Genomic DNA, 23,586 nt, shown 5'->3' with positions numbered 1-23,586 from the left:
CTACCCCGGTCGGGTGATCTCCAGGCGGATCGGTGCCCGACTGTGACCCGTGTCGACGGTCAGGGCGCTCGGGCCGGGGGCGAGCAGGCAGTGGTGGGCCACCGACGCCAGCACCGGGACCTCCGGGTGCGGGGCCGACGAGGTCAGCACGATCCGGGTGCCGTCGCGGGCCACGGCCAGGCAGCGGCCCCGGCCGGCGTCGGTGGCGGTGAGGGTGGCGAACGGGAACGCGTCGAGCATCGAGGCGGCCCAGGTGTCGGCGGTCGCCGGGTCGGCCGGGAGGTCGCGGTAGATCACCGACGCCTTCTCCGTCAGGCGGAGGTTGGACTCGGTCTCCTCCACCGCCAGGTGACGGTCGTCGCTGGGCGGGTGGACGGCGGCGGGCCGGCGGTCCACGGCCAGGACGCCGGGCGACCGGCTCGTGACGCGGACGCGGAATGCGCTTACCCGGTGGTGACCCAGCGGAGTCGGGTCGGGGGCGCGGCGCAGGGCCGGTCCACCGTCCGGGGGATCCAGGCCCAACAGGCGGTACAGGACGTCCTGGAGGCGCTCGGTGGCCTCCCCCCGGTGGGCGAACACCCGATCGGCCACCGCGCGGGTCTCCGACGGGTCGGCGGCCGACAACTGGGCCACCAGGTCACCGCTCGGGTCCAGCCGGGGGGCGGCGTGGCGCAGGTCGTCGACCGGCGAGCCGGGGACCGTCTCGTCGGCGGCGCCGGTCAGCAGCAGGGGACGGCCCAGGCCGGCGGCGTAGAGGGCCAGCGAGCCGTGGTCGGTGATCACGTGGTCGGCGGCGACCAGCGCGGCGTGCCACCCGGCCTGCGGCGGGAGCAGCAGCAGGCCCGCGTCGAGCTCGTCGGCGTAGTAGACGGCCAGCTGGCGGGCGTCGTGCTCGGCCCAGATGTTCGGGTGCGCGACGAGGGCCACCCGGTAGGTGTCGGCCGGCAGCCCGGCCAGCAGCCGCCGGGGCAGGTCGGGGCGGCGGCCCAGCGCCGACTCGCCACCCCAGGTGGAGGCGAGAACCACCAGGCGGCGGCCGGTCGTGTCCAGCAGCCGGCGGTAGTGCGCGCGCAGCGGCAGGCTGGCGACCAGCCGGTCGAACGTCGGGTCGCCGGTGACCAGGGTGGCGCCGGCGGCCTCCGGGCAGGTCGCCCGCAGCTGCGCCTCCTGGTCCGGATGCGACAGTACGATGTGGACTCTTCCGGTGCGCAGCGCCGACGCGTCCGGCAGCCCGGCCAGTCCACCCGGCACGGTCTTGTTGAACCCCAACCCGTGTGGCAGCAGCGCGACCGGCCCGGTGATCGTCGCGAAGTCGACGTTCTCGCTCGCGGTCAGCGCCAGGTCGTAGCGCTCCTTCGCCAGCGCGTGCCACGGCACCACCCGGTCAACGCCGGCCTCCCGCAGCAGCCGGGGCACCCCCGACCCGAACCGCGACGCCTCGCCGAGCACCACCACGAACCGCACCCGGAAATCGCCCCGGAACAGGTCCTGGGCCTCCAACAACCGGTTGACCGACGTCTGGTTGTGACACAGCAGCGCCACCACGTGGTCCGCCCGGAACGTCCGGGTGTCACCGCCCGGGTCCGGCTCCGCGACCATGCTGCCGGATGCTATACGACGGTACATTGCAGTCTGTCGGACAACGGTGTCTCCCAGGTCTGGACGGTGCTGGCAGTGAAGAAGATCATCAATGACCCGTCGGCCGTGGTGGCCGAGTCGTTGCGCGGGTTGGGGCTGGCGCACGCGGACCTCCTGGAGGTCGTGGACGAGCCGGCCGTCGTGGTGCGGGTGGACGCCCCGGTCGCCGGCAAGGTCGCGGTGATCTCCGGCGGCGGCTCGGGCCACGAACCCATGCACGGCGGGCTCGTCGGCCCCGGGATGCTCGACGCCGCCTGCCCGGGCGCGGTGTTCACCTCACCGACCCCCGACCAGGTGCAGCTCGCCGTCCAGCGCACCGACGGCGGCGCCGGCGCGCTGCTGATCGTGAAGAACTACACCGGCGACGTGCTGAACTTCGAGACCGCCGCCGAACTCGCGGCGGCCGAGGGCACCCGGGTCGAGTCGATCGTCATCGACGACGACGTGGCGGTCAAGGACTCGCTGTTCACGGCCGGACGGCGCGGCGTTGGCGGCACGGTCCCGCTGGAGAAGATCGTCGGCGCCGCCGCCGACCGGGGCGAGGACCTGGACGGCTGTCTGGCCATCGCCCGGCGGGTGGTCGCCAACGTGCGGTCGATGGGGCTCGCGCTCGGCGCGCCGACCGTGCCGCACGTCGGCACACCCAGTTTCGAGCTGGCCGACGACGAGATGGAGGTCGGCATCGGCATCCACGGCGAACCCGGGCGGGCGCGGATGCCGGTGGAGAACGCCGAGGGGGTCGTCGCGCGGCTGCTCACCCCGATCCTGGAGGACCTGCCCTTCACCGAGGGCGACCGGGTGCTGCTGTTCACCAACTCGATGGGCGCGACGCCGCTGCTGGAGCTGTACCTGGCGCACGGGATCGCCGAGCGGCTGCTGGCCGAGCGTGGCATCGTCGTCGAGCGGCGGCTGGTGGGCCCGTTCGTGACGAGCCTGGAGATGCAGGGCATGAGCCTGACGCTGCTCAAACTCGACGACGAACTGCGCGACCTGTGGGACGCCCCGGTGCGCACCGCCGCCCTGCGGTGGGGCTGCTGATGGGCTGCACCGCCGAGGACCTCGCCGCCGCGCTGCGCTCGGCCGCCGTCGTCGTCCGCGAGCACCGCGACGAACTGGTCGAACTCGACCGGGCCATCGGCGACGGCGACCACGGCGAGAACCTGCGGCGCGGCTTCGACGCGATCGTCACCGCCCTGGACGCGGCCACCCCGCCGACCCCCGGCGCTGTGCTCAAGCTGGCGGCCACGACGCTGATCTCCAAGGTCGGCGGGGCCGCCGGGCCGTTGTACGGGACGGCGCTGCTGCGCGCGTCGACCGCCGTCGGGGACGCCGCCGAGATCGGCCCGGCCGAGGCCGTCGCCGCGCTGGAGGCCGCGCTGGGCGGCGTGGTCGCCCGGGGCAAGGCCGAGCCGGGGGACAAGACCATGGTCGACGCGCTCACCCCGGCGGTGGCGGCGGCCACGGCCGTCGACGGGTCGCTGGCCGAGGTCCTCGCGGCCGCCGCTCGGGCCGCCGACGCGGGCGCGGAGTCGACCGTGCCGCTCGTGGCCCGCAAGGGCCGGGCCTCCTACCTGGGCGAACGCAGCGCCGGGCACCTGGACCCCGGCGCCCGCTCCACCGCCCTGCTGCTCGCCTCGCTCGCCGCGACGGCAGCCGGCCGATGACCGCCAGGGTGGGGCTGGTCGTCATCTCGCACAGCGCTCGGCTGGCCGAGGGGGTCGCCGAGGTGGCCGGGCAGATGGCGCCACGGGTCACCGTCGCCCCGGCCGGTGGGGCGGACGGGGGGATCGGCACGGACTTCGACGCGGTCACCCGGGCGGTGGAGACCGCGCGGGGCGGGGCCGGGGTGGTGCTGCTCTACGACCTGGGCAGCGCCCGGATGGTCGCCGAACTGGCCGTGGAGGCGCTGGACGACCCGGCGACGGCCGTCGTGGTGGACGCGCCGCTGGTGGAGGGGGCGGTGGCCGCCGCCGTCGCGGCCGAGGGCGGGGCCGACCTGGCCTCGGTGGTCGCGGCCGCGCGGGACGCGGCGACCGCCGCACCGTCCACGGTGGCGGAGGCGGCGCAGGCGCAGACCCTGCGGGTCGAGCTGACCAACGAGGTGGGACTGCACGCCCGGCCGGCGGCGCTGCTCGCCCGCGCTGTGTCCGAAGTGGACGCGACGGTGACCGTGCGGTTCGGTGACCGGGCCGCCGACGCCACCAGTGTCCTCGCGCTGATGGCGCTGGGCGCCAGGGGCGGTGACGCCATTGAGCTGTCAGCCACCGGCCCCCAAGCGGACGAAGCGCTACGCCGGGTGGCCGACCTCGCTGGTCGGGGATTCGACGACTGATTCCATGTGGACGCCCGCCGACGTAAATTCAGTCGCATGGTTCGCGTCGCGCTCGGGATCCTCGTCTGCCTGTCCGGTCTGCTGGTTCCCGCGCCCGCCTCGGCGGCGCGGCCCGACCAGCCGGCGCACATCCAGGGGACCCGCACGGTCCCGGCCTACGACTACGCCGACGCCATCCGGGAGAGCGTCTGGGTGCGCACCTCCCGCGACGACGACGGCGACGGCGAACGCGACACGATCGCCGTCGACATCATCCGACCACGGGGGGTCGACGGCCGGGTCCCGGTGATCATGGACCCGTCGCCGTACTACCTGTGCTGCGGGCGGGGCAACGAGCCGGAGTACAAGGAGTACGACGCCGACGGCACGGCCACCCGGTTCCCGCTGTTCTACGACAACTACTTCGTTCCGCGCGGCTACGCCTACGCCGCCGTCGACCTCGCCGGCACCGGGCGCTCCACCGGCTGCGCCGACGTCGGCGGGCCGGGCGAGATCCTGGGCACCAAGGCCGTCATCGACTGGCTCAACGGCCGGGCCAGCGCCACCGACGCCGACGGCAACCGGGTGCGCGCCACCTGGACCACCGGCAAGGTCGGCCTGATCGGCAAGTCCTGGGACGGCACGGTCGCCAACGGGGTCGCCGCCACCGGGGTCGAGGGCCTGGAGACGATCGTGCCGATCGCCGGCATCACCAGCTGGTACGACTACTTCCGCGACAACGGCGCGCTCTACACCACCGAGTTCGGCCCGTCCTGGCTGTCGAGCCACGTCGACGGTCGGCCGCCGGCGGCCTGCCAGGCGGTGCGGGACGCGCTGGCGGCCGGCGCGGCCGACGACACCGGCGACTACAACTCCTTCTGGCACCAGCGCAACTACCAGCCCGACGCGAGCAAGGTCCGGGCAAGCGTGTTCCTGGTGCACGGCCTCAACGACGTCAACGTCGAGACCAAGCACCTGCTGCCCTGGTGGGAGGCGCTGGGCCGCCACCGGGTGCCGCGCAAGCTCTGGCTCGCCCAGCCCGGCCACGTCGACCCGTTCGACTACCGCCGCGCCGAATGGGTCGACACCCTGCACCGCTGGTTCGACCACTGGCTCCAGGACCTGCCCAACGGTGTCCAGCGCGAACAGCCGGTGTCCATCGAACGCAGCCCCGACACCTGGGTCGACGAGCCGGCCTGGCCGGCGCGCGGCACCGTCGGACTGCCGGTGTCCCTGCGCGGGGGGACCGGCGGCGCCGGCACCCTCGGGCTGCTGCCCGGCCGGGGCACCGTCAGCCTCACCGACGACCCCGGCCTCGGCGAGCACCCGGCCGTCGCCGAACCGAACGCCCCGGTGCCAGGACGGCTGGTGTTCCTCACCGCCCCGCTCGCCCGTGACCTGCGGATCAGCGGCGCGGCAACGGTTTCGCTGCGGATCAGGGCGAACCGGCCGAACACCGAGCTGTCGGCGCGGCTGGTCGACTACGGCGACGCCACCCGCATCCACGCGTTCACCCACGGCGTCGGCATCCGCAACCTGGACACCCGCTCCTGCTGGGGCCAGGCCAGCGCGACCGACCACGCCTGCTACCTCGACACCGCCAAGAACCTGCTGACCTCGGGTTACGGCGTGCTGACCCGGGGCTGGGTGGACGCCGCGCACCGCGACTCGCTGACCCGGCCGACGCCGCTGCGCCCCGGCCGGTGGCACACGGTCACCTGGGACCTCAACCCGCACGACGCCGTCCTGCCGAAGGGCCGGGTCCTCGGCCTGGTGATCACCTTGAGCGACCCGGACTTCACCCTGCCGACGAACACCGGCGCCACGGTCGACGTCGACCTGGCCCGCAGCCGGCTGGCCCTGCCGGTCGTGCTGGGCCACCGGGGGGCGGCACTCCCCGGGACGGTACTGCCCGAGACGGCGGTCGCGCCTCGGGTGGCGGCGCCGGAGACCGCCGGGGACCCGGCCGACGTGCGGTGGCGCGACCATCCCTGAGCTACCGTGGGGCTGGTGGTCGTGGAGATCGCCTGTGACGAGTCCGGCTCGGAGGGCGAGAAGCTGGTCGGCGGGGTGACCGACGTGTTCGCCCACGCCAGCGTCGGGCTGAGCCTGGCCGCCGCGACCGACTGCGTGGCGCGGGTCCGCGACCGGATCCGTTCACCGGCCCAGGAGTACAAGGCCAACCACCTGCTGCGTGACAAGCACCGGGGCGCGCTGGTGTGGCTGCTTGGCGAGTCCGGGCCGATGCACGGCGAGGCGTTCGTGGTGCTGGTGGACAAGACGCTGTTCCTGGTGTCGCGGATGGTCGGCCTGCTCACCGGCGACGACTCCCGGGCGGCGGTTCTCAACACGGGTGGCCCGGCGGCGTTCGGCCAGCAGCGGTGGGCGGCGTTCCTGGAGTCGTTCAACAGTGTGGTCCGGGTGCGCACCCGGCGCGGCGACCAGGTGACCATCGACTCGTTCTTCCAGGACCTGGACTACCTGCTGCGGTTCCGTGTGGACGACCAGGTGCGGTCGATCCTCGCCGAGATGTCCGGTGGGCGGCAACGGATCGAGAACTACCGGACGAGCATCGCGGTCGACCCGACCGTAGTGTCCACTGTGGACCCGATGGTCTCGTCGATCGTCCGCACGGTGACGCACTGGAGCGGCGGCGAACCGGTCGAGATCGTGCACGACGAACAGCTCTCGTTCACCGAGACCCGCATCGCCCAGCTCAAGCGCCTGTGCGCCGGACGGCTCGCCGGGCTGCGGCTGGTCGACTCCCGCGACGACGCCAGGGTCCAGGTCGCCGACTTCCTGGCCGGCGTGGCCAGGCGGATCGCCTCCGAGGAGCACAACGGCCGAGGCGACCCCGAGCTGATCGCCCTGCTGAGGCCCTACGTCGTGGGCTGAGCGCCTCAGCTGGACTGGGCCACCAGGTGCTCGGTGAGCCGGCGCAGGCCCTCGTTGAGCCGCCGGAAATAGGTCGCCTTGCTCATCGACAGCGCGCGGGCCGTCGCGCCGGAGGTCGAGCCGGCCTCCACGTAGCGCAGCCACAGCACCCGGCGCAGCTCCTCCTCCTTCGGGCTCTGGCCGAACGCGCCGGCGATGCCCGCGCGCAGCGTCTCGCGGACCGACTCCGCCCGCTGCTCGACACCGATGCCCACCGCCAGCGGGTGTTCGGCCAGCGACACCGCCACCGAGAACGACTCCAGCGCGGCGCGCACGTCCTCGATGTTGAGCGCCGGCGGCAGACCGAGCTCGCGGTAGACCTGGTCGCGTTGGTGGGAGCGCAGTCCGCCGGCGCCGTAGTCGATCCAGTACGCGCACAGCGGCCGGCCGTCGACCGTGCGGTCCAGCTCCGGCACCACCTTCCCGCCGGCGGCCAGGCAGAACTGGTGCAGCCGCTGGTTGTGCTGGAACAGCGGGACGATCGCGTGCCGGGGGTTGGCCACGTCCGCGCGCAGCGCCACCGCGATGTTGAGCATCGCCAGCGCCAGGCCCTCCTCGTCGGACAGGTCGATGCTGTCGCGCCAGATCACCACGTCGGTCGACGCGCACACCCGGTCGGCGAAGCTCAGGCAGTCGCGGCCGAACTCGTCGCCGGCCAGCACCTCGAGCGGCGCCGACCCCGGTGTGATCCACACCGCGTAGCCGACGGGGGTGCCGGTGTCGTTGCGGGCGACGACGACGTTGCGCGGCGCGAGCCGGTGGTAGGGCTCGCTGGCCGCCCACCACTGCGGGTAGCCGCGGGCGATCAGGCCCTCGCCGAGTACCTCGGTGTCCCCGGCGCGCAGCCGGTCGGCGTGGTAGCGCGAGCTGCCGTCCCAGCAGTAGGTCCAGCGCAGCACGGGGTTGCGCAGCAGGTGCGCGAGGTCGGTGAGCACCGAGCGGTCGCCGAGGGTCCCCAGCCGGTACAGGTGGTCGGTGACCCGCCGGCGCAGCTCCCGTTCCCGCGCGGGCCGGGCGCCCAGCAGGTGTTCGCGCATCGGCTCGCGCACGGCGTCGTGCAGGGTGACCGCGTCGCCGACCTGGTCGACGAAGGGCAGCCCGGCCAGCCACGCGTGCGCGGCGGCGGCGTCGGCCTTCGGTTCGAGGGTGTCGGCCAGCAGGTCCAGCGTGGTGCGCCGGGCGATGGCGCAGGTGGCGAGGGCGTCGAAGTGCGTGGTGCCCCAGCGCACGGCGGTGGTCAGCCGCACCAGGGTGGCGACCAGTCTGGGTTCGGGGGTGATGTGGCCGTGCCGCTGCCAGGCGCCGGCGGCCAGGACGAGGGCCAGCGGTGAGCCTGCCGCCCAGCGGGTGATCTCGCGCGCCGGGGCGGGCGGCACGCCGTGCGCGCCGAGCAGCTCGACCGCCGTGCCGGTCTCCAGCGCGGCCAGTTCCATGGCGAAGGACACGTGGGCCCAGCCGCCGGCGAACCAGCCGGCGTCGGGCCGGTCGCGTCCGGCGATGACCACCAGGGCGTCGCCGGGCAGCCGGGGGACGACGTCGTCGCGCAGTTCGCGGGCGCCGGCGGCGATGCGTTCGAAGCCGTCGAGGAACACCACGGTCGCCGGGGCGATGTCGACCAGGGCGGCGGCGATGGCCTCCGGTCGTGGTTCGATGGAGCGGGCGTCGATCCAGCGGGTGGGCCGGCCGGCGGCGGTGGCCGCCGCTGACCAGGCACGCAGCAGCTGGGTCTTGCCGATGCCACCGGGTCCGTGCAGCAGCAGCACGTTGCGGTCCAGCTCACCGCGCAGCAGCCGCGTGAACAGCGTCAGCTCCTCGGATCTGCCCACCAGCACGGCGGTGCGCCCGCTCACCCGATCGCCGATCGTCACGTCCATGCCCGTCCCGCCCTCGTCGACCGATGTCCGGTGGACACCAGGAAACCAGTTCCGCGCGGTGATCCGCCACGTGCCACCTGCCGCTCCGGTCATCGCCTGTCCACTGTGGACAGTTAGTCGGACGCCCGTTCCGGCGGCCTTGACTCCTGGGATAATCTCGTGTCTCGCTGCTTTCGGGGAAGCACGGACCGTGAGATCTCAGTCGAGCAGCTGATACGTACCCGCTCCTGCGATCCGGACATCTGGTGATCATGGCATCTCCCACGCCCGCCCCGGCCCTGCCACGACGGGCCGGCCTGCTGATCAGCGTCGTCGGCGTCGCCGCCTACGTGCTCGTCTCACCGTTGCTGTTCGGCGACGGCCTCGACGGCACGCTGTGGTGGGTCGCGGCCGGCGTGGTCGCCGTCGGCGTGGTGGTCGCCGGCGCGCTCACCTCGGCCAACACCGCCCGCGACCACGACGCCGAGCTCAACCGGCTCGACGACCGGATCCGTGACCTGGAGCGGATCTGCGAAACCCGCCGGCTGACCCTGGAGAACCTCGTCGAGGCCCAACTGCCGGCACTGACCACCGGCGGTGCCGTCCCGCCGATGCCCGACCCCGCCGGCGACGAGGTCACCGCCGCGGTGATCACCCGGGCCGGTGCCCAACTCGCCCGCGTCCGTGACGACCGCCACGCCCGCCACGACGCCGTGCAGGCCGCCGTGGTCACCCTCGGCCGCAAGGTCCAGTCCTCCGCGCACCGCATCCAGGAGGAGGCCGCGCGGATGGTGCACCGCCATCCCGCCGACGCCGACGTCCTGCACACCAGCATGCGCCTCGACCACGCCGCCGCCCAGCAGGCCCGCAACGCCCAGAGCCTGGCCGCGCTGTGCGGGGAGTGGCCAGGCCAGCAGTGGCACCAGGCGCTGCCGCTGAGCGACGTCGTGCGCGGCGCCGCCGGCCGGATCACCGCCTACCAGCGCGTCGAGGTCTCCGGCGACCCCGGCGTCGCGGTCTCCGCGCGCGTGGTCGAGCCGCTGATCCACGTGCTCGCCGAACTGCTCGCCAACGCCGCCCAGTCCTCCCCGCCGACCACCCAGGTCCTGGTGTCGCTGCGGCACGTGCAGCGCGGCGCGGTCATCGAGATCGACGACGGCGGCGTCGGCCTCGACGACGTCCGCCTCGAACGCGTCCGCGACATCGCCTCCGGCCGACGGCCCGTCGGCCTGGCCGACCTCGGCGAGATCCCGCAGACCGGCCTGCCGGTCGTCGGCGCCTACGTACGCCGGCACGGCTTCCGGGTCGACATCACCGAGTCGGTCTACGGCGGCCTGCGCGCCATCGTGCTGGTGCCCACCGAGATGACCGAACCGGTGGCCCTGTCCGGCGTGCTCACCCACGCCCTCACCCGGCGCCCCGACCCGCTGCCCACCCGCGAACCGATCACCTCCGGCACCCTCGACCCGCTCGACGCGCCGCCCGGCGTCGACCTGGTCGAGTTCGCGACCCCGGTGCTCTCCTCCGGCGAGTCGACCGCTCCCGAGCCGCCGAGCCCCCGGCCACGTTCCGACCCCGCACCCGCCCGCGACCCGCGACCGGACCCGGAACCCGAGCCGGAGCCCTACGCCGGGGACCTGCCGGCGCTGCCCCGCCGCCGCTCCCGGCGCACCGAGGCACTGGCCGGCACCGTCGACTGGCCAGGTGAACAACCCGAGCCACCCCAGTCGGCCGAGGCGGCCGGCCAGTGGATGGGCGCCTTCCTCGGCGCGACCACGACCGACATGACCCACGACCTCATTCGCGACATCACCCATGACGCCACACAGGACACGGAGAACCGATGACGTCCTTCACCACCCCCGACGACAACAGCTGGATGCTGGAGTTGATCAGTACGGTGCGCGGTGTCCGGCACGCGGTCGTGCTCACCTCCGACGGCCTGCTCAAGGTCCGCACCGGGCACACGCCCGTCGACGTCGCCGACAAGCTCGCCGCCGCCTGCGCCGGCCTCAGCTCGCTGGGCCAGGGCGTGAGCAAGGAGTTCGGCAGCGGCACCGGCCCCCGGCAGGTCATGGTCGAGTTCGACGGTGGTTTCCTGTTCGTGCGCGGCGCCGGTGACGGGTCACGGCTGGCGGTGGTCACCGAGCAGGTGATCGACCCGGCCCTGATCGCCCAGCAGATGCAGGCGCAGGTGCTCACCATCGGTGAACGGACCCTCAGCACGCCCTCGCGCGCCCGCTGACCGCGATGGCGGACCCCGACTTCCACGACCACGTCGCCGACCACGCCGACCACTTCGCCGACCATCCCGTCCGGTCCTACGTCATCACCTCGGGCCGTGCCCGCCCCTCCCGCAACACCATCCGGCCCGAGACCCTGCTGCGCGTCGACCCGGAGGTGCCGGTGCCGGTGTCGGCCAGCCGGCGGACGCGGGAGCTGCTGGCGCTGTGCCGGGGGGTGCTGTCGCTGGCCGAGGCGGCCGCGTACCTGAAGCTGCCGGTCAGCCTGGTGGTGGTGATCGCGTCGGACCTCGTCGACTCCGGCCACCTGTCGATCCGCTCCGGCCCGCCGCGCCACGCGCTGCCCGACCGCGACCTCCTGGAGAAAGTGCTCAATGGTCTCCGCAAGCTCTGAACCAACCCCGTACGTGCCGGCCACGGTCGCCCAGTCGGTGAAGATCCTGGTGGTCGGCGCGTTCGGCGTCGGCAAGACGACGCTGATCGGGTCGGTCAGCGAGATCCCGCCGCTGCGCACCGAGGAGACGATGACCGTCGCCAGCGTCGGCGTCGACTCGCTGGCCGGTCTGGACGCCAAGTCGACCACCACGGTCGCGATGGACTTCGGCCGGATCACCGTCAGCGAGGAAGTGGTGCTCTACCTGTTCGGCACGCCGGGCCAGCGCCGCTTCTGGGACCTGTGGGAGGGCCTGGCCGACGGCGCGGTCGGCGCCCTCGTGCTGGTCGACTCGCGCCGGCTGGAGGACAGCTTCGAGGTGTTCGACCAGTTGGAGCTGCGCACGGGCATGCCGTTCGCGGTGGCCATCAACGAGTTCCCGGGCGCCCCCCGCTACGCCACCGGCCAACTGCGCGAGGCGCTGGACCTGTTACCGGACACCCCGATCGTGACCTGTGACGCCCGGTCCCGTGAGTCCTGCGCCGCGGCGCTGAGCACGCTCGTCGACCACGCCATCCGTTTTCCCCTTCCCGCCAAGGCATCCGTATGACCACCACCCGCCGGCACCTGCTCGCCGAGCACACCGAACTGACCCCGCTGATCACCACGACCAACGTCGCCGACCCGCAGGCCGCCTACGGCGCGCTGCGCGAACGCTGGGGCGAGGTCGCGCCCGTCCAGCTTGAGCCGGGCATCAACGCCTGGCTCGTCCTGGGCCACCACGAGCTGTGCCAGGTGGTCCGCAACGAGCAGCTGTTCTCCCGCGACCCCAACAACTGGGGTCTGTTCCGCGACGGCAGGGTGCCGCCGGACTCGGGTCTTGGCCCGATGATGTTCCCCAGGGACAACGCCTACTTCGCCGACGGCGACAAGCACCGCCGGCTGCGCGGCCCGCTCGACGAGGGCCTGGCCGGGCTCGACGAGCACCGGATGAGCCGGTTCATCCGGCGCACCTGTGTCGACCTGGTCAACGGGTTCGCCGGGCAGGGCGAGGCGGACCTGGTCGCCGACTACGCGGCCGTGGTGCCGATGCTGACCGTCGCCGGTCTGTTCGGGCTGCCGACCGCGCAGGGCCACCAGTTGCGCGCGGCGCTGATCGCGCTGTTCTCCTCGGCGGAGGACTCCGCGCCGGCGGCCCAGGAGCTGGAACGGATCCTCACCGGGGTCATGCGTGCCCGCCGCCAGACCCCGGCCGACGACCTGACCACGGCGTTCCTCAACCACCCCAGCCTGCGCGACGACTTCGAGATCCAGCAGTCGATGGTGCTGATGATCTCCGCCGGCTACGAGACCACGACGTCGTGGATCGCGCAGACGCTGCGGCTGATGCTGGCCGACCCCCGGTTCGCCGGGCGGTTGCGCGGCGGGCGGCTGGGGCTGGACGACGCGCTGGACGAGGTGCTCTGGCGGGACCCGCCGATGGCGAACATGCCGGCCCGCTACGCGTTGGTCGACTGTGAGCTGGGCGGGCTGCCGATCCGGCGCGGCGACGCGCTGATCCTCGGCCTGGCCGCCGCGAACGCCGACCCGAGGGTGCACACCGACGACCCGTGGCTGGAGATCGGCAACCGGTCGCACCTGGCGTGGAGTGCCGGTCCGCACTCGTGTCCCGCCCAACGCGCGGGCCGAATGATCACACGGATAGCGGTCGACACGGCCCTGCACCGACTACATGATGTGACGTTGTCGATACCGGCTGACGCGGTGACGCTGCTGCCCTCGCCGTGGACGCGTTGCCCGGCAAGCCTTCCCGTCACGTTCACCAAACCAGGAGGCAGTTCCAGATGACCGACCAGGTCACCGCGCGGGTTCCCGTCATCCACCTCGACCCCATGGGCACCGACCACCACGGTGAGGCGGCGAGAATGCGGGAGCTGGGCCCGGTGGTCCGGGTGGTGCTGCCCGGTGACGTCGGGGTGTGGGCGGTGACCGACCACGCGCTGCTGGCCGACCTGGTGACCGACCCCCGCGTGTCGAAGAACTGGCGCAACTGGAACGCGATCATCTCCGGTGAGGTCACCGACGAGTGGCCGCTGGTCGGCATGATCAAGGTGACCAACATGGTCACCAGTGATGGCGAGTCCCACCAGCGGTTGCGCCGCCCGGTGACCAGGACGTTCACCCGGGGCCGGGTGGAGCGGCTGCGTCCCCGGCTGACCGAGATCGTGCGCGAGCTGCTGGACGCGTTGCCGGCCAACGCCGACGCCGACGGCGTGGTCGACCTGCGTCAGCACTTCGCCTACCCGGTGCCGATGTCGATGATCTGCGAGCTGACCGGGGTGCCGGTCGACTGGCGGCCCCGGCTGCGGGAGCTGGTGGACAGCATCTTCCGCACCAACACCACCGCCGAGGAGGTGGTGGCGACCCAGCGGGACCGCCACGAGCTGCTCAACCGCCTGGTCGACCTGCGGCGCGCGGAGCCGGGGGAGGACCTGACCAGCGCGTTGATCGAGGTCGGCGACCAGGATCACGAGGCGCTGACCACCGAGGAGCTGATCGACACGATCTGGCTGCTGCTGACCGCCGGTCACGAGACGACGTTGAGCCTGGTGGTCAACGGTGTCCGGGCGCTGCTGACCCACCCCGACCAGCTGGAGCTGGCGCGTGGCGGCGGCGAGGAGGTGTGGGCGCGGGTGGTCGAGGAGACGTTGCGCTGGGACGCGCCGATCGGCAACTTCCCCGCCCGGTACCCGTTCGAGGACATCGAGATCGCGGGGGTGCGGATCCCCAAGGGCGAGGCGATCCTGGCGCCCTACAGCGGGGTCGGCCGCGACCAGGCCCACCACGGTGCCGGCGCGGACACCTTCGACATCACCCGTCCCTCGGCCAGGCACCTGGCCTTCGGCGGCGGCCCGCACATCTGTCTGGGGGCGCACCTGGCGCGGTTGGAGGCGCAGGTCGCGCTGCCCGCGCTGTTCGAGCGGTACCCGAACGTCCGGTTGGCAACGGAGGCGGCGACGCTGCCGCCGGTCCCGTCGTTCTTCTCCAACTCCGCGGCGGTGCTCCCGGTTCACCTCGCCTGACTCGTCGCTCCACTGTAGACTTCTCACGAGTCCACAGTGGAGTTTGAGAACCAACGTCCGGTCCGGGGCCGTCATGGTCCTGGCCGGACGTTTTTCGTCTGTCCGGGCACGAGATCAACCCAGCGTGACCGGCTCCGGCGCGTCGGCCGGAATCGCCGGGCTCGCGCGAACACACGGTTACTGATTCGATCAGGGGTCGAACGAACAGCGGGAACAGCAGGGGTCAGGGGGCGGGGGCATGGGAGGTCCGTCACCCCATTGAGCCATTTGGCCCTTAACTTTTGTCGCTGAACGACATAAGTTCGACTCGTTTGATCAGAAGCGGGCTGAAGGGCGTGGCAAGCATGACGACGATGTCATCGCGGCAGGAGCACGGTCGCATTCGTTCTCCGTGCGAGCCGCGCGCATGGTGAGCCCACCCGGCCACGGCGCAATCCCCACCCGGCCCCGACCTGGCGCCCTCCCGGGGCCGACCGGCCATCACCCCCGCTCGCCTGCATTCCCGCCAACTGGAGATCCATGATGGACAATCGCGCACCCTCCCGTCTCACCCGCCGGTCCATGTTGGCCGGCGCCGCCGCCGTGGCCGCCGTCGCGCCGGTCGTGGTCGCCAGCACCGCCGGCTCGACGGCCACCGCCGCCGCCGGCCGCACCCGGCGGGTGACGATCTACGCCGAGGCGCTGCCCGGCGGCATGTTCGGCTACGGCCTGGCCCCCGGCCAGGCCACGATCCCCGGTCCACTGCTGGAGATCTACGAAGGCGACACCCTCGAGATCGAACTGGTCAACAGCACGTCCGAGCGGCTGTCCATCCACCCGCACGGCGTCAACTACGACACCAACTCCGACGGCTCACCGCTCAACAACTCGTTCAACCAACCGGGTGAGACGCGTACCTACGTCTGGCGTACCCAGACCCAGTACCGCACCGGCAGCGGCTTCTACATGCCAGGCAGCGCCGGCTACTGGCACTACCACGACCACGCGCTGGGCACCGACCACGGCACGGTGGGCATCGCGAAGGGCCTCTACGGCGGGCTGATCGTCCGCAAGGCCGGTGACCTGCTGCCCGACCGGCAGCACACCATCGTGTTCAACGAGATGACCATCAACAACAAGGTCGCGCCGGACACGCCGATGCTCGAGGCCCGCCACGGGGAACGGGTCGAGTTCGTCTGCATCGGGCACGGCAACCTGCCGCACACCTTCCACCTGCACGCCCACCGCTGGGCGGACACCCGCACCGGCATGCTGCGCGGCGACAACGACCACTCACCGGTCATCGACAACAAGAACCTCGACCCCGGATCGTCGTTCGGTTTCCAGGTCCTCGCCGGCGAGGCCGTCGGCCCCGGCGCGTGGATGTACCACTGCCACGTCCAGAGCCACTCCGACCCGATGTCCGGGATCTTCCTCGTGCGCAACGCCGACGGCAGCATGCCGGCCGGAGCACAGGAGTCCATCGACCGCTTCCACGGCCACAACCACGGCGCCACCCTGGTCAACCCCACCGGCGACCCGACGGAGAGCACGTCGGTCGACCCGTCGGTCCAGCCGCCGGCACCCGCCACGCCGCCGGCCCCCGGCGCGCACTCCGGCCACTGAGGACATCCAGAGCTATATCGGACAGAGCTGTTTCAGGCACCGGCCCCAACCACCGAAGAAGGAGCAAGGGATGGGACGAAGAGTTCCCACAGGCTTGTCCCGACGCCGTTCCTGGCGAAGCGCCGGGGTGGTGATGATCAGCGCGGCCATGTCCTTCGGGACACTGGTCGCGCCGTCGGTCGTCACCGCGACGGCACCCCAGGCCGCGGCGCAGACCGCGGCACCGGTCAACGTGCTGGTCTTCCACGGACCGGCCGCCGACCAGAAGGACCCCGTGATCCGGGCGACCGACGCGATCGCGGGCCTCGGCCAGAGCAACGGCATGAACGTGGCGGTCACCACCGACCCGGCCGCGTTCACCCCGGCCAACCTCGCCCGCTACCGGGGCGTCGTGATGCTCTCCGCCGAGGGACTCAAGCTCAGCGCCGACCAGGAAGCGGCGTTGCAGAGCTACATCAAGGCCGGCAACGGCTACCTCGGTGTCGCCGACGCCGCCAAGTTCCAGCCCGACTCGGAGTGGTTCACCGGCCTGGTCGGCACCCGTCCGGTCGGCGCGCTGACCCCGCCGCTGCCGGTGGCCGCGGTGACCGCCAGCGCGGAGAACGCGCCGAACGAGACCGCGGTCAAGCTCACCGACAACAAGTCCAACACCAAGTGGCTGGCGTTCGCGAGGACGGCGTGGATCAACTACCGCCTCGACGCCGCCCAGGTGGTGAACAAGTACTCGCTCACCTCCGCCAACGACTTCGAGGGCCGCGACCCCAAGAGCTGGACCCTGCAGGGCAGCGCCGACGGGACGAACTGGACCGATCTGGACACCCAGACCAACCAGGACTTCCCGGAGCGCTTCCAGGCCCGCGAGTTCGAGATCCCGAACACCACGGCCTACCCGCAGTACCGGCTCAACATCACGGCCAACGACGGCGAGCCAGCGACCCAGCTCGCCGACTGGGGCCTCTACACCGCGGAGTCGGCGCCCCCGCCCGAGCCGCAGCCGGTGGAGTCGGTGGTCAACCTGACCGACCGCAAGCACCCGGCCAACGCCGGCCTCGCGCCGACGCTGACCCGCACTGACAAGTGGATCAACTGGGCGCCCAACCCGGTCGGCACGGTGCACACCGTCGCCCAGGTCGAGGAGCGGCACTACAACCCCGGCCAGGGCGCGAACGGCCCGTTCCACCCGGTGTCCTGGTGCCGTGACTACGACGGCGGCCGGTCGTTCTACACCGGCATGGGCCACACCGACGGCAGCTACGGCGAGTCGGCGTTCCGCACCCACCTGCTCGGCGCCCTCAAGTGGACGACCGGCATGGTGCGCGCGGACTGCAAGGCCACGATCGCCGCCAACTACAAGATGGAGCGGCTGACCACGGCCAACCAGGCCGGTCAGCTCGACCAGATCGGTGAGTCGCACGGCCTGACCATCGCCCCCGACGGCAAGGTGTTCTACGTCGGCAAGGCCGCCTGTGCCGGCAACGTCGTCCCCACCCCCAACGACTGGACCAACCCGGACATCGGCAAGGGCTGCGGCACGCTGCACCAGTGGGACCCCGAGACCAAGAAGGTCAAGCTCCTGACCACCCTGGAGGTCATGGGCAACCGGGGCAGCGGCGACGAGCTGGTCAAGAACGAGGAAGGCCTGCTCGGCCTGGTGACCGACCCGAACTGGGCGGACAACGGCTGGCTGTACGTGTACTGGATGCCGCACGAGTCGATCGACCGGGACAACCGGATCGGCAAGCGCACGGTCTCCCGCTTCACCTACGACCACGCCGCCCAGACGCTGGACCTGTCCTCCCGCAAGGACCTGATCAGCTGGGACACCCAGATCCACAGCTGCTGCCACGCCGGTGGCGGCATGTCCTTCGACAAGGCCGGCAACCTCTACGTCGGCTCGGGTGACAGCAACTCCTCGCAGGGCTCCAGCGGCTACTCCGGCAACAACTGGACCGCCGAGTACAAGGGCACCTCGTTCCAGGACGCGCGGCGCACCTCCGGCAACACCAACGACCTCAACGGCAAGATCATCCGCATCCACCCGGAGACGGACGGCACGTACACCATCCCCGAGGGGAACCTGTTCCCCGAGGGCACGGCCAAGACCCGGCCGGAGATCTACGTGATGGGCGTGCGCAACATCTCGCGCCTGCAGGTCGACCCGGAGACCGACTGGCTCACCGCCGCGTGGGTCGGCCCGGACGCCGGCTCGCCGAACCCGGACCTTGGCCCGGCGAAGTACGAGACGGCGACCATCATCACCGAGGCCGGCAACCACGGCTGGCCGTACTGCATGGGTAACCGCCAGCCCTACCGCGACCGCAGCAACAACGACGCGACCGTGCTGACCGGCTGGTACGACTGCGACAACCCGATCAACTCCTCGCCGCGCAACACCGGCCTGGTGACGTTGCCCCCGATCAAGGACAACATGATCTGGTACTCGCCCGACGGTGGCGGCCCGGTGTTCCCGAACCGGCCCGGCTCCAACATCCCCACCTACAACGCCGCCGACGCCACCTACACCCAGCCGTACCTGACCGGCGGCGGGCAGGCGGTCATGACCGGTCCGACCTACCACTACGACCGCGTGGACACCGACAGCGGTGTCGCCTGGCCGGAGTACTGGGACGACAAGTGGTTCATCGGTGACCAGTCCAACGCCAGCAACCGGGTCGCGGTGACCGTCGACCCCGAGGGCGTGCCGACGGCGGAGCCCCCGCTGTTCGCCGAGACCATCCTGCCGATCGTGCGCAACGGTGCCGGCGACGACCGCCTGCAGAGCTGGATGGACGCCAAGTTCGGTCCCGACGGCGCGCTCTACCTGCTCGACTACGGCGGCGGGTTCTTCAGCGTGCACCCGAACCAGAAGCTGGTCCGGGTGACCTACACCGGCGGTGGCCCCACCCCGGCGACCACCACCTCGTCGGTGGCGGTGCAGGACAAGGCGCTGACCCACCGCTTCAACGGCCAGAAGGCCGGCGGCGTGTCCTGGGCGTGGGACTTCGGTGACGGCACCACCTCCACCGAGGCCAACCCGACGCACACCTACAAGCGGGTCGGCCCGTACACCGCCAAGCTGACCGTGACCTACGCGGACGGCGAGACGGCGGTCGTGCGGACCAACGTCAACGTCGGCTGTGTGGTGTCCGATCCGAACACCACGGTGACCTTCCTGGACGTCAACACCACCGTGGCGAACAAGAACGTCGGCGGCGGGTGCAAGGTCGACGACCTGATCGACGACGAGATCACCTGGGTGGGTCACACCAAGTTCGTCAACCACGTCAAGGCGGTCACCAAGCAGCTGCGGCAGTTGGGAATCCTCAACGCCAACCAGAAGGCCAAGCTGGACACCGCCGCGGCGGAGTCGAACATCGGCCGGGCCGGCGTGAAGGGCTACGACGCGCTGTACAACGGGATGCCGGAGTCGCTGCACGCGTGGCAGCAGGCGCCGGGCGGGTCGTTCTCGATCCAGTCCGACGGCTCGCTGCGCTCCAGCGGCGGCCTTGGCATGCTGTGGTACGCGGGTAAGCCGTTCGGTGACTTCTCGGTCAAGGCGCAGTTCCGGGACATATCGCCGGAAGGAAACCGCGCCAACAGCGGGATCTTCACCCGGTTCCCCGACCCGAGGACGCCGCTCGCACAGCGCCCGCCGGGAAGCTGTGGCACCGTCGGTTCGGCACGCACCTCGCAGGCGTGGGTCGCGATCTACTGTGGACAGGAGATCCAGATCTATGACGGGGACACCGGTGAGCCGCAGAAGACCGGGTCGGTCTACAACTTCGACCCGGTGGCACTCGACGGCGCCAACCCGACGGACAAGGGCGTCTGGAACGAGTACGAGGTCCGGGTCGTGGGTCAGCACTACACGATGACCCGCAACGGTGTGGTGATCAACGAGTTCGACAACACCCCGGGCAAGGAGTCCTCGCGCGCGGGTGACCCGCCGACGGATCTGCGGCAGTTCCTCAGTGGCTTCATCGGCCTGCAGAACCACGGCAACAACGATCTGATCGAGTTCCGCAACATCCGGGTGCGGGAGCTGTGACGCGTGGGCCGGCCGGTGCACCGCGCGCCGGCCGGCCCGCCTTCCCCCGCCCACTTGGAGGCACCCTGACATGTTCCGACCACTTGCCGCCGCGACCACCGCGGCGCTGATAATGCTGGGGCTGACCGCGCTGCCGGCCTCGGCGTCCCCGGAGGCGGCGCTGCCGGAGGCGGCGGCGCCCCGGCCCGCCAAGCCGGCGCCGAACGCCCCCCAGGTGGCGGCCGCGGCGCAGACGCTCACCTGGACGGCCGACGACCGCATCGACGCCTACGCCTCGGCGCCGACCACCGCGACGCCGGGCGAGACCACGATCGTGTTCGAGAACAGTGAGGCGACCGGCAACACCACGTTCATGACCCACACGTTGACCTTCGACACGTCGACGCCGGGTTACAACCACGACGTCCCGGTGAACATCACCGCCAACCCGCTGGACGCCAACGGCGGTCGGTGGGAGCAGACGGTCAACCTCACCCCGGGCAAGTACCTGTTCCACTGCACGGTTCCCGGCCACAGCACGATGAAGGGCGAGTTGATCGTCAGCGCCGGTGGGGACGACACCACCCCGCCGACGGTGACCGCGCGGATCACCGGCGAGCAGAACGCCGATGGCGCCTACCTCGGCTCGGCGACGGCCACCCTGGAGGCCACCGACGCCGGGTCAGGTGTGGGCACCGTCGAGTACCAGTTGGACGGTGGGGCGTGGACCGCTTACACCGCACCGGTCACGGTGAACACGGTCGGTGACCACATGCTGCACTACCGGGCGACCGACAACGCCGGCAACACCTCGCCGGAGGGCATGGAGTCGTTCACCGTCGTCGAGGACGGCGGCGGGGAGGACACCACGCCGCCGGAGGTCGGCGCGGAGATCACCGGTGAGCGGGACGCCGAGGGCAGATTCCTCGGCACCGCCACGATCACCGTGACCGCCACCGACGTCGGCTCCGGCGTGGAGCTGGTGGAGTACGAGATCGACGACACCGGCTTCAAGCCCTACACCGCCCCGGTCCAGGTCACCGCCGTGGGTGACCACGCGGTGCAGTACCGGGCGACCGACGCCGCCGGCAACGCCTCGGAGACCGGCTCGACGCCGTTCTCGATCGTCGAGGGTGGCGGTGGCGAGGACACCACGCCGCCGGAGGTGACCGCCGAGGTCACCGGTGAGCAGGACGGTGACGGCAACTACGTCGACGCCGCCGTGGTGACCGTCTCGGCCACCGACGCGGGGTCCGGTGTGGACTCCGTGGAGTACAAATTAGACAGCGGCGAGTGGACCGCCTACAGCGCTCCGGTCACGGTGAACGCGCCGGGTGACCACGTGCTGGCCTACCGGGCGACCGACGTCGCCGGCAACACCTCGCCGGAGGGCTCGGAGTCGTTCTCCGTGGTGGAGCAGGACACCACCGCGCCGACCGCGTCCGCCACGGTCGTCGGTGAGCAGGACCCCGACGGCAACTTCCTCGGCAGTGCGGTGGTCACCGTCACCGCCGAGGACGAGGGGTCCGGCGTGGACACCATCGAGTACTCGTTGGACGGTGGCGAGTGGACCGTCTACACGGCGGCGGTCCAGGTCCGGGAGCCGGGCGAGCACACCTTCGCCTACCGGGCGAGTGACCTGGCCGGCAACGTGTCCGAGGAGGGCTCGGAGTCGTTCACGGTGGTGGCCGACCCCGACCAGGACGTCACGCCGCCGAGCGTGTCGGCCATGGTGACCGGCAACCAGGACTCTGGCTGGAACTACCTGGACAACGCGACGGTCACGCTCACCGCGCTCGACCTCGACTCCGGGGTCGCGCTCGTCGAGTACAAGCTGGACGACGGGGACTGGGCCGAGTACACCGCGCCGTTGCAGGTCGGGGCCGGTGAGCACACGGTCTGGTACCGGGCGACCGACAACGCCGGCAACACCTCGGTGGAGCAGTCCGGTTCGTTCCGGGTGATCGAGGTCAGCACCGACCAGTGCCCGGACTCCGACACCCGCGACACGGTGTGGATCGGCTCGGAGAACACCTACGTGCCCAACAAGGACACCGGTGACGGCTGCACGATCAGCGACCTGATCGCGCAGGACGACGACTACCCGACGCACACCGCGTTCGTCCGGCACGTCCGACAGGTGACCAACGGGTTGGTGACCGAGGGGCTGTTGACCTCGACGCAGCGGGACATCATCGTCCGCGCCGCCACCAGATCGGACGTCGGCATCAGCAGCGCCGCCGTCTGACCCCGGTCAGCGAAGGGGCCCCCGGCACACGCCGGGGGCCCCTTGTCGTCGTGCTCAGCGGGACACGGGTAACGCCGACAGCCGCCAGGTGCCCGGGTCCGGCGCCCGCAGCGCGGCCAGGTCCCCGGCCAGCGCCAGCCGGGGAAACCGGTCGAGCAGCGCGCCGATCGCCACCTCGGTCTGCGTGCGCGCGAGCGCCGCGCCGAGGCAGAAGTGCGGCCCGTGCCCGAAACCGAGGTGGCCGGGTGGGCCGGCCGGGCGGCGCGGGTCGAACCGGTCGGGGTCGGCGTAGGCCCTCGGGTCGCGGTGCGCGGCGGCCACCGACACACAGACCGCCTCGCCCTTGGCGACCGGCGTGCCGTGCAGGTCGAGGTCCTCGGTGGCGTAGCGGGGGATGGTCAGCAGCGTCGGCCCGCACCAGCGGATCAGTTCCTCGACCGCGCCCGGCAGCAGCCCGGGGTCGGCGCGCAGCGCGGCGAGCGCGTCGGGGTCGGTGAGCAGGTGGCCCACGGCGTTGGCGATCAGGTTCGTGGGGGTCTGGCCGGCCAGCATCAGGTTCCAGACCAGCATCACCAGGTCGGTCTCGGCGAGGTCCTCGGTGCCGACCAGGGTGCCCAACACGTCGTCGCCGGGGTCGGCACGGGCCCGTTCGACGGCGGCGATCGCGTCGGCGATGAACCGGGGGACGGCCTCGGCGAAGGCCGGGCCGGCGCCGGAGGCGACCGACGCGCCGTACTCGTGCCAGCGCGGGCGGTCGGCCTCCGGGATGCCGACCAGTTCGCAGATCACCTCGATCGGTAGCGGCCGGGTCAGGTGTGGCACGAGGTCGACCGGGTCACCGTCGGGCAGCGCGTCCAGCAGCCGCCCGACGATCCGCTCGATGACCGGCGCGAGCGAGCGGGCGTGGCGCACCGAGAACGCGGGGCTGACCGTGCGGCGCAGGCGTTTGTGCTCGGCGCCGTTCATCTCGGCCATCGAGCGCATGTAGCGCAGGCAGTGCTCTGGCACGTCCGGGCGCAGGAAGCTGGCCGAAGTCAGCGCGAAGCGCGGGTCGCCGAGCATGGCGCGGGCGTCCTCGTGCCTGGTCAGCACCCACACCGTGCCGATGCCGGGCATCGGCAGCCTGGCGACCGGGCCGGCTTCCCTGGCCCGGCCGTAGGCGGTGAACGGGTCCGCCAGCACCTCGGGGTCGGCAAGGTCGATCTCGTGCACGCGTCCTCCAGATGGTCTGAACATATGATCTCATCATCTGAATGGTGACGGTATCTTGT

At 71.9% G+C, this 23,586-nt stretch carries 17 protein-coding genes; 14 read left to right on the top strand and 3 right to left on the bottom strand.

Features of this window, described 5'->3' with window-relative positions; translation table 11 throughout:
* Positions 1 to 1,599, bottom strand: a complete 1,599-nt coding sequence (locus BLA60_RS35595; protein ID WP_084735784.1) for a hypothetical protein — start codon at positions 1,597 to 1,599, stop codon at positions 1 to 3.
* A gap of 75 nt (positions 1,600 to 1,674) precedes the next feature.
* Here BLA60_RS35595 and dhaK point away from each other — a divergent pair, with 75 nt between their 5' ends.
* From dhaK to BLA60_RS35570, 5 genes are read left to right on the top strand one after another with little or no spacing between them, the layout of a single operon-like run.
* Positions 1,675 to 2,676, top strand: coding sequence for a dihydroxyacetone kinase subunit DhaK (gene dhaK / locus BLA60_RS35590; RefSeq protein WP_075137465.1), 1,002 nt, complete (start codon positions 1,675 to 1,677; stop codon positions 2,674 to 2,676).
* Positions 2,676 to 3,302, top strand: a complete 627-nt coding sequence (dhaL, locus tag BLA60_RS35585) for a dihydroxyacetone kinase subunit DhaL (protein ID WP_075137513.1) — start codon at positions 2,676 to 2,678, stop codon at positions 3,300 to 3,302. Before dhaK ends, dhaL begins: the two co-directional genes overlap by 1 nt.
* On the top strand, positions 3,299 to 3,970 hold the full coding sequence (gene dhaM / locus BLA60_RS35580) for a dihydroxyacetone kinase phosphoryl donor subunit DhaM (RefSeq protein ID WP_075137464.1): 672 nt from the start codon (positions 3,299 to 3,301) through the stop codon (positions 3,968 to 3,970). The genes dhaL and dhaM overlap by 4 nt, the downstream gene beginning before the upstream one ends.
* A gap of 36 nt (positions 3,971 to 4,006) precedes the next feature.
* A complete protein-coding gene (locus BLA60_RS35575) occupies positions 4,007 to 5,944 on the top strand; it encodes a Xaa-Pro dipeptidyl-peptidase (protein ID WP_075137463.1) in 1,938 nt (645 codons plus the stop codon).
* A 15-nt stretch (positions 5,945 to 5,959) separates the two neighbouring features.
* On the top strand, positions 5,960 to 6,844 hold the full coding sequence (locus BLA60_RS35570; RefSeq protein WP_245812373.1) for a hypothetical protein: 885 nt from the start codon (positions 5,960 to 5,962) through the stop codon (positions 6,842 to 6,844).
* Between the two features lie 5 nt (positions 6,845 to 6,849).
* Here the strand turns inward: BLA60_RS35570 and BLA60_RS35565 are convergent, their stop codons facing one another.
* Complete coding sequence (locus BLA60_RS35565) at positions 6,850 to 8,850, bottom strand: hypothetical protein (protein ID WP_154814826.1); 2,001 nt, start codon at positions 8,848 to 8,850, stop codon at positions 6,850 to 6,852.
* Positions 8,851 to 9,008: 158 nt separating this feature from the next.
* On the opposite strand from BLA60_RS35565, the gene BLA60_RS35560 reads away from it, so the two are divergent.
* The 9 genes from BLA60_RS35560 to BLA60_RS35520 all read left to right on the top strand — a co-directional run bounded on the left by BLA60_RS35560 (position 9,009) and on the right by BLA60_RS35520 (position 22,315).
* A complete protein-coding gene (locus tag BLA60_RS35560; protein ID WP_075137511.1) occupies positions 9,009 to 10,583 on the top strand; it encodes an ATP-binding protein in 1,575 nt (524 codons plus the stop codon).
* On the top strand, positions 10,580 to 10,981 hold the full coding sequence (locus BLA60_RS35555; protein WP_075137461.1) for a roadblock/LC7 domain-containing protein: 402 nt from the start codon (positions 10,580 to 10,582) through the stop codon (positions 10,979 to 10,981). The genes BLA60_RS35560 and BLA60_RS35555 overlap by 4 nt, the downstream gene beginning before the upstream one ends.
* A 5-nt stretch (positions 10,982 to 10,986) precedes the next feature.
* On the top strand, positions 10,987 to 11,373 hold the full coding sequence (locus BLA60_RS35550) for a DUF742 domain-containing protein (protein WP_075137460.1): 387 nt from the start codon (positions 10,987 to 10,989) through the stop codon (positions 11,371 to 11,373).
* Complete coding sequence (locus BLA60_RS35545; RefSeq protein ID WP_075137459.1) at positions 11,354 to 11,962, top strand: GTP-binding protein; 609 nt, start codon at positions 11,354 to 11,356, stop codon at positions 11,960 to 11,962. The genes BLA60_RS35550 and BLA60_RS35545 overlap by 20 nt, the downstream gene beginning before the upstream one ends.
* Positions 11,959 to 13,200 carry a cytochrome P450 gene (locus BLA60_RS35540; protein WP_075137458.1) on the top strand — a complete coding sequence of 414 codons (1,242 nt, stop codon included), beginning with the start codon at positions 11,959 to 11,961 and terminating at the stop codon, positions 13,198 to 13,200. Before BLA60_RS35545 ends, BLA60_RS35540 begins: the two co-directional genes overlap by 4 nt.
* Positions 13,197 to 14,435: a cytochrome P450 family protein gene (locus tag BLA60_RS35535; protein WP_075137457.1), complete on the top strand. Its 1,239-nt coding sequence runs from the start codon at positions 13,197 to 13,199 to the stop codon at positions 14,433 to 14,435. The genes BLA60_RS35540 and BLA60_RS35535 overlap by 4 nt, the downstream gene beginning before the upstream one ends.
* Positions 14,436 to 14,957: 522 nt before the next feature.
* A complete protein-coding gene (locus BLA60_RS35530) occupies positions 14,958 to 16,040 on the top strand; it encodes a multicopper oxidase domain-containing protein (RefSeq protein WP_084735803.1) in 1,083 nt (360 codons plus the stop codon).
* 133 nt (positions 16,041 to 16,173) lie between these two features.
* On the top strand, positions 16,174 to 20,088 hold the full coding sequence (locus BLA60_RS35525) for a ThuA domain-containing protein (RefSeq protein WP_245812371.1): 3,915 nt from the start codon (positions 16,174 to 16,176) through the stop codon (positions 20,086 to 20,088).
* 70 nt (positions 20,089 to 20,158) lie between these two features.
* On the top strand, positions 20,159 to 22,315 hold the full coding sequence (locus tag BLA60_RS35520; protein WP_075137455.1) for an OmpL47-type beta-barrel domain-containing protein: 2,157 nt from the start codon (positions 20,159 to 20,161) through the stop codon (positions 22,313 to 22,315).
* A 54-nt stretch (positions 22,316 to 22,369) separates the two neighbouring features.
* Here BLA60_RS35520 and BLA60_RS35515 read toward each other — a convergent pair whose 3' ends face one another.
* A complete protein-coding gene (locus BLA60_RS35515; RefSeq protein WP_075137454.1) occupies positions 22,370 to 23,551 on the bottom strand; it encodes a cytochrome P450 family protein in 1,182 nt (393 codons plus the stop codon).
* Between the last annotated feature and the right edge of the window lie 35 nt (positions 23,552 to 23,586).

The organism is Actinophytocola xinjiangensis (assembly GCF_001921215.1).
GTDB classification, from domain to species: Bacteria; Actinomycetota; Actinomycetes; order Mycobacteriales; family Pseudonocardiaceae; genus Actinophytocola; species Actinophytocola xinjiangensis.
Note: the sequence above shows the minus strand (reverse complement) of the source record. Positions and strands in the feature narration are given on the sequence as shown.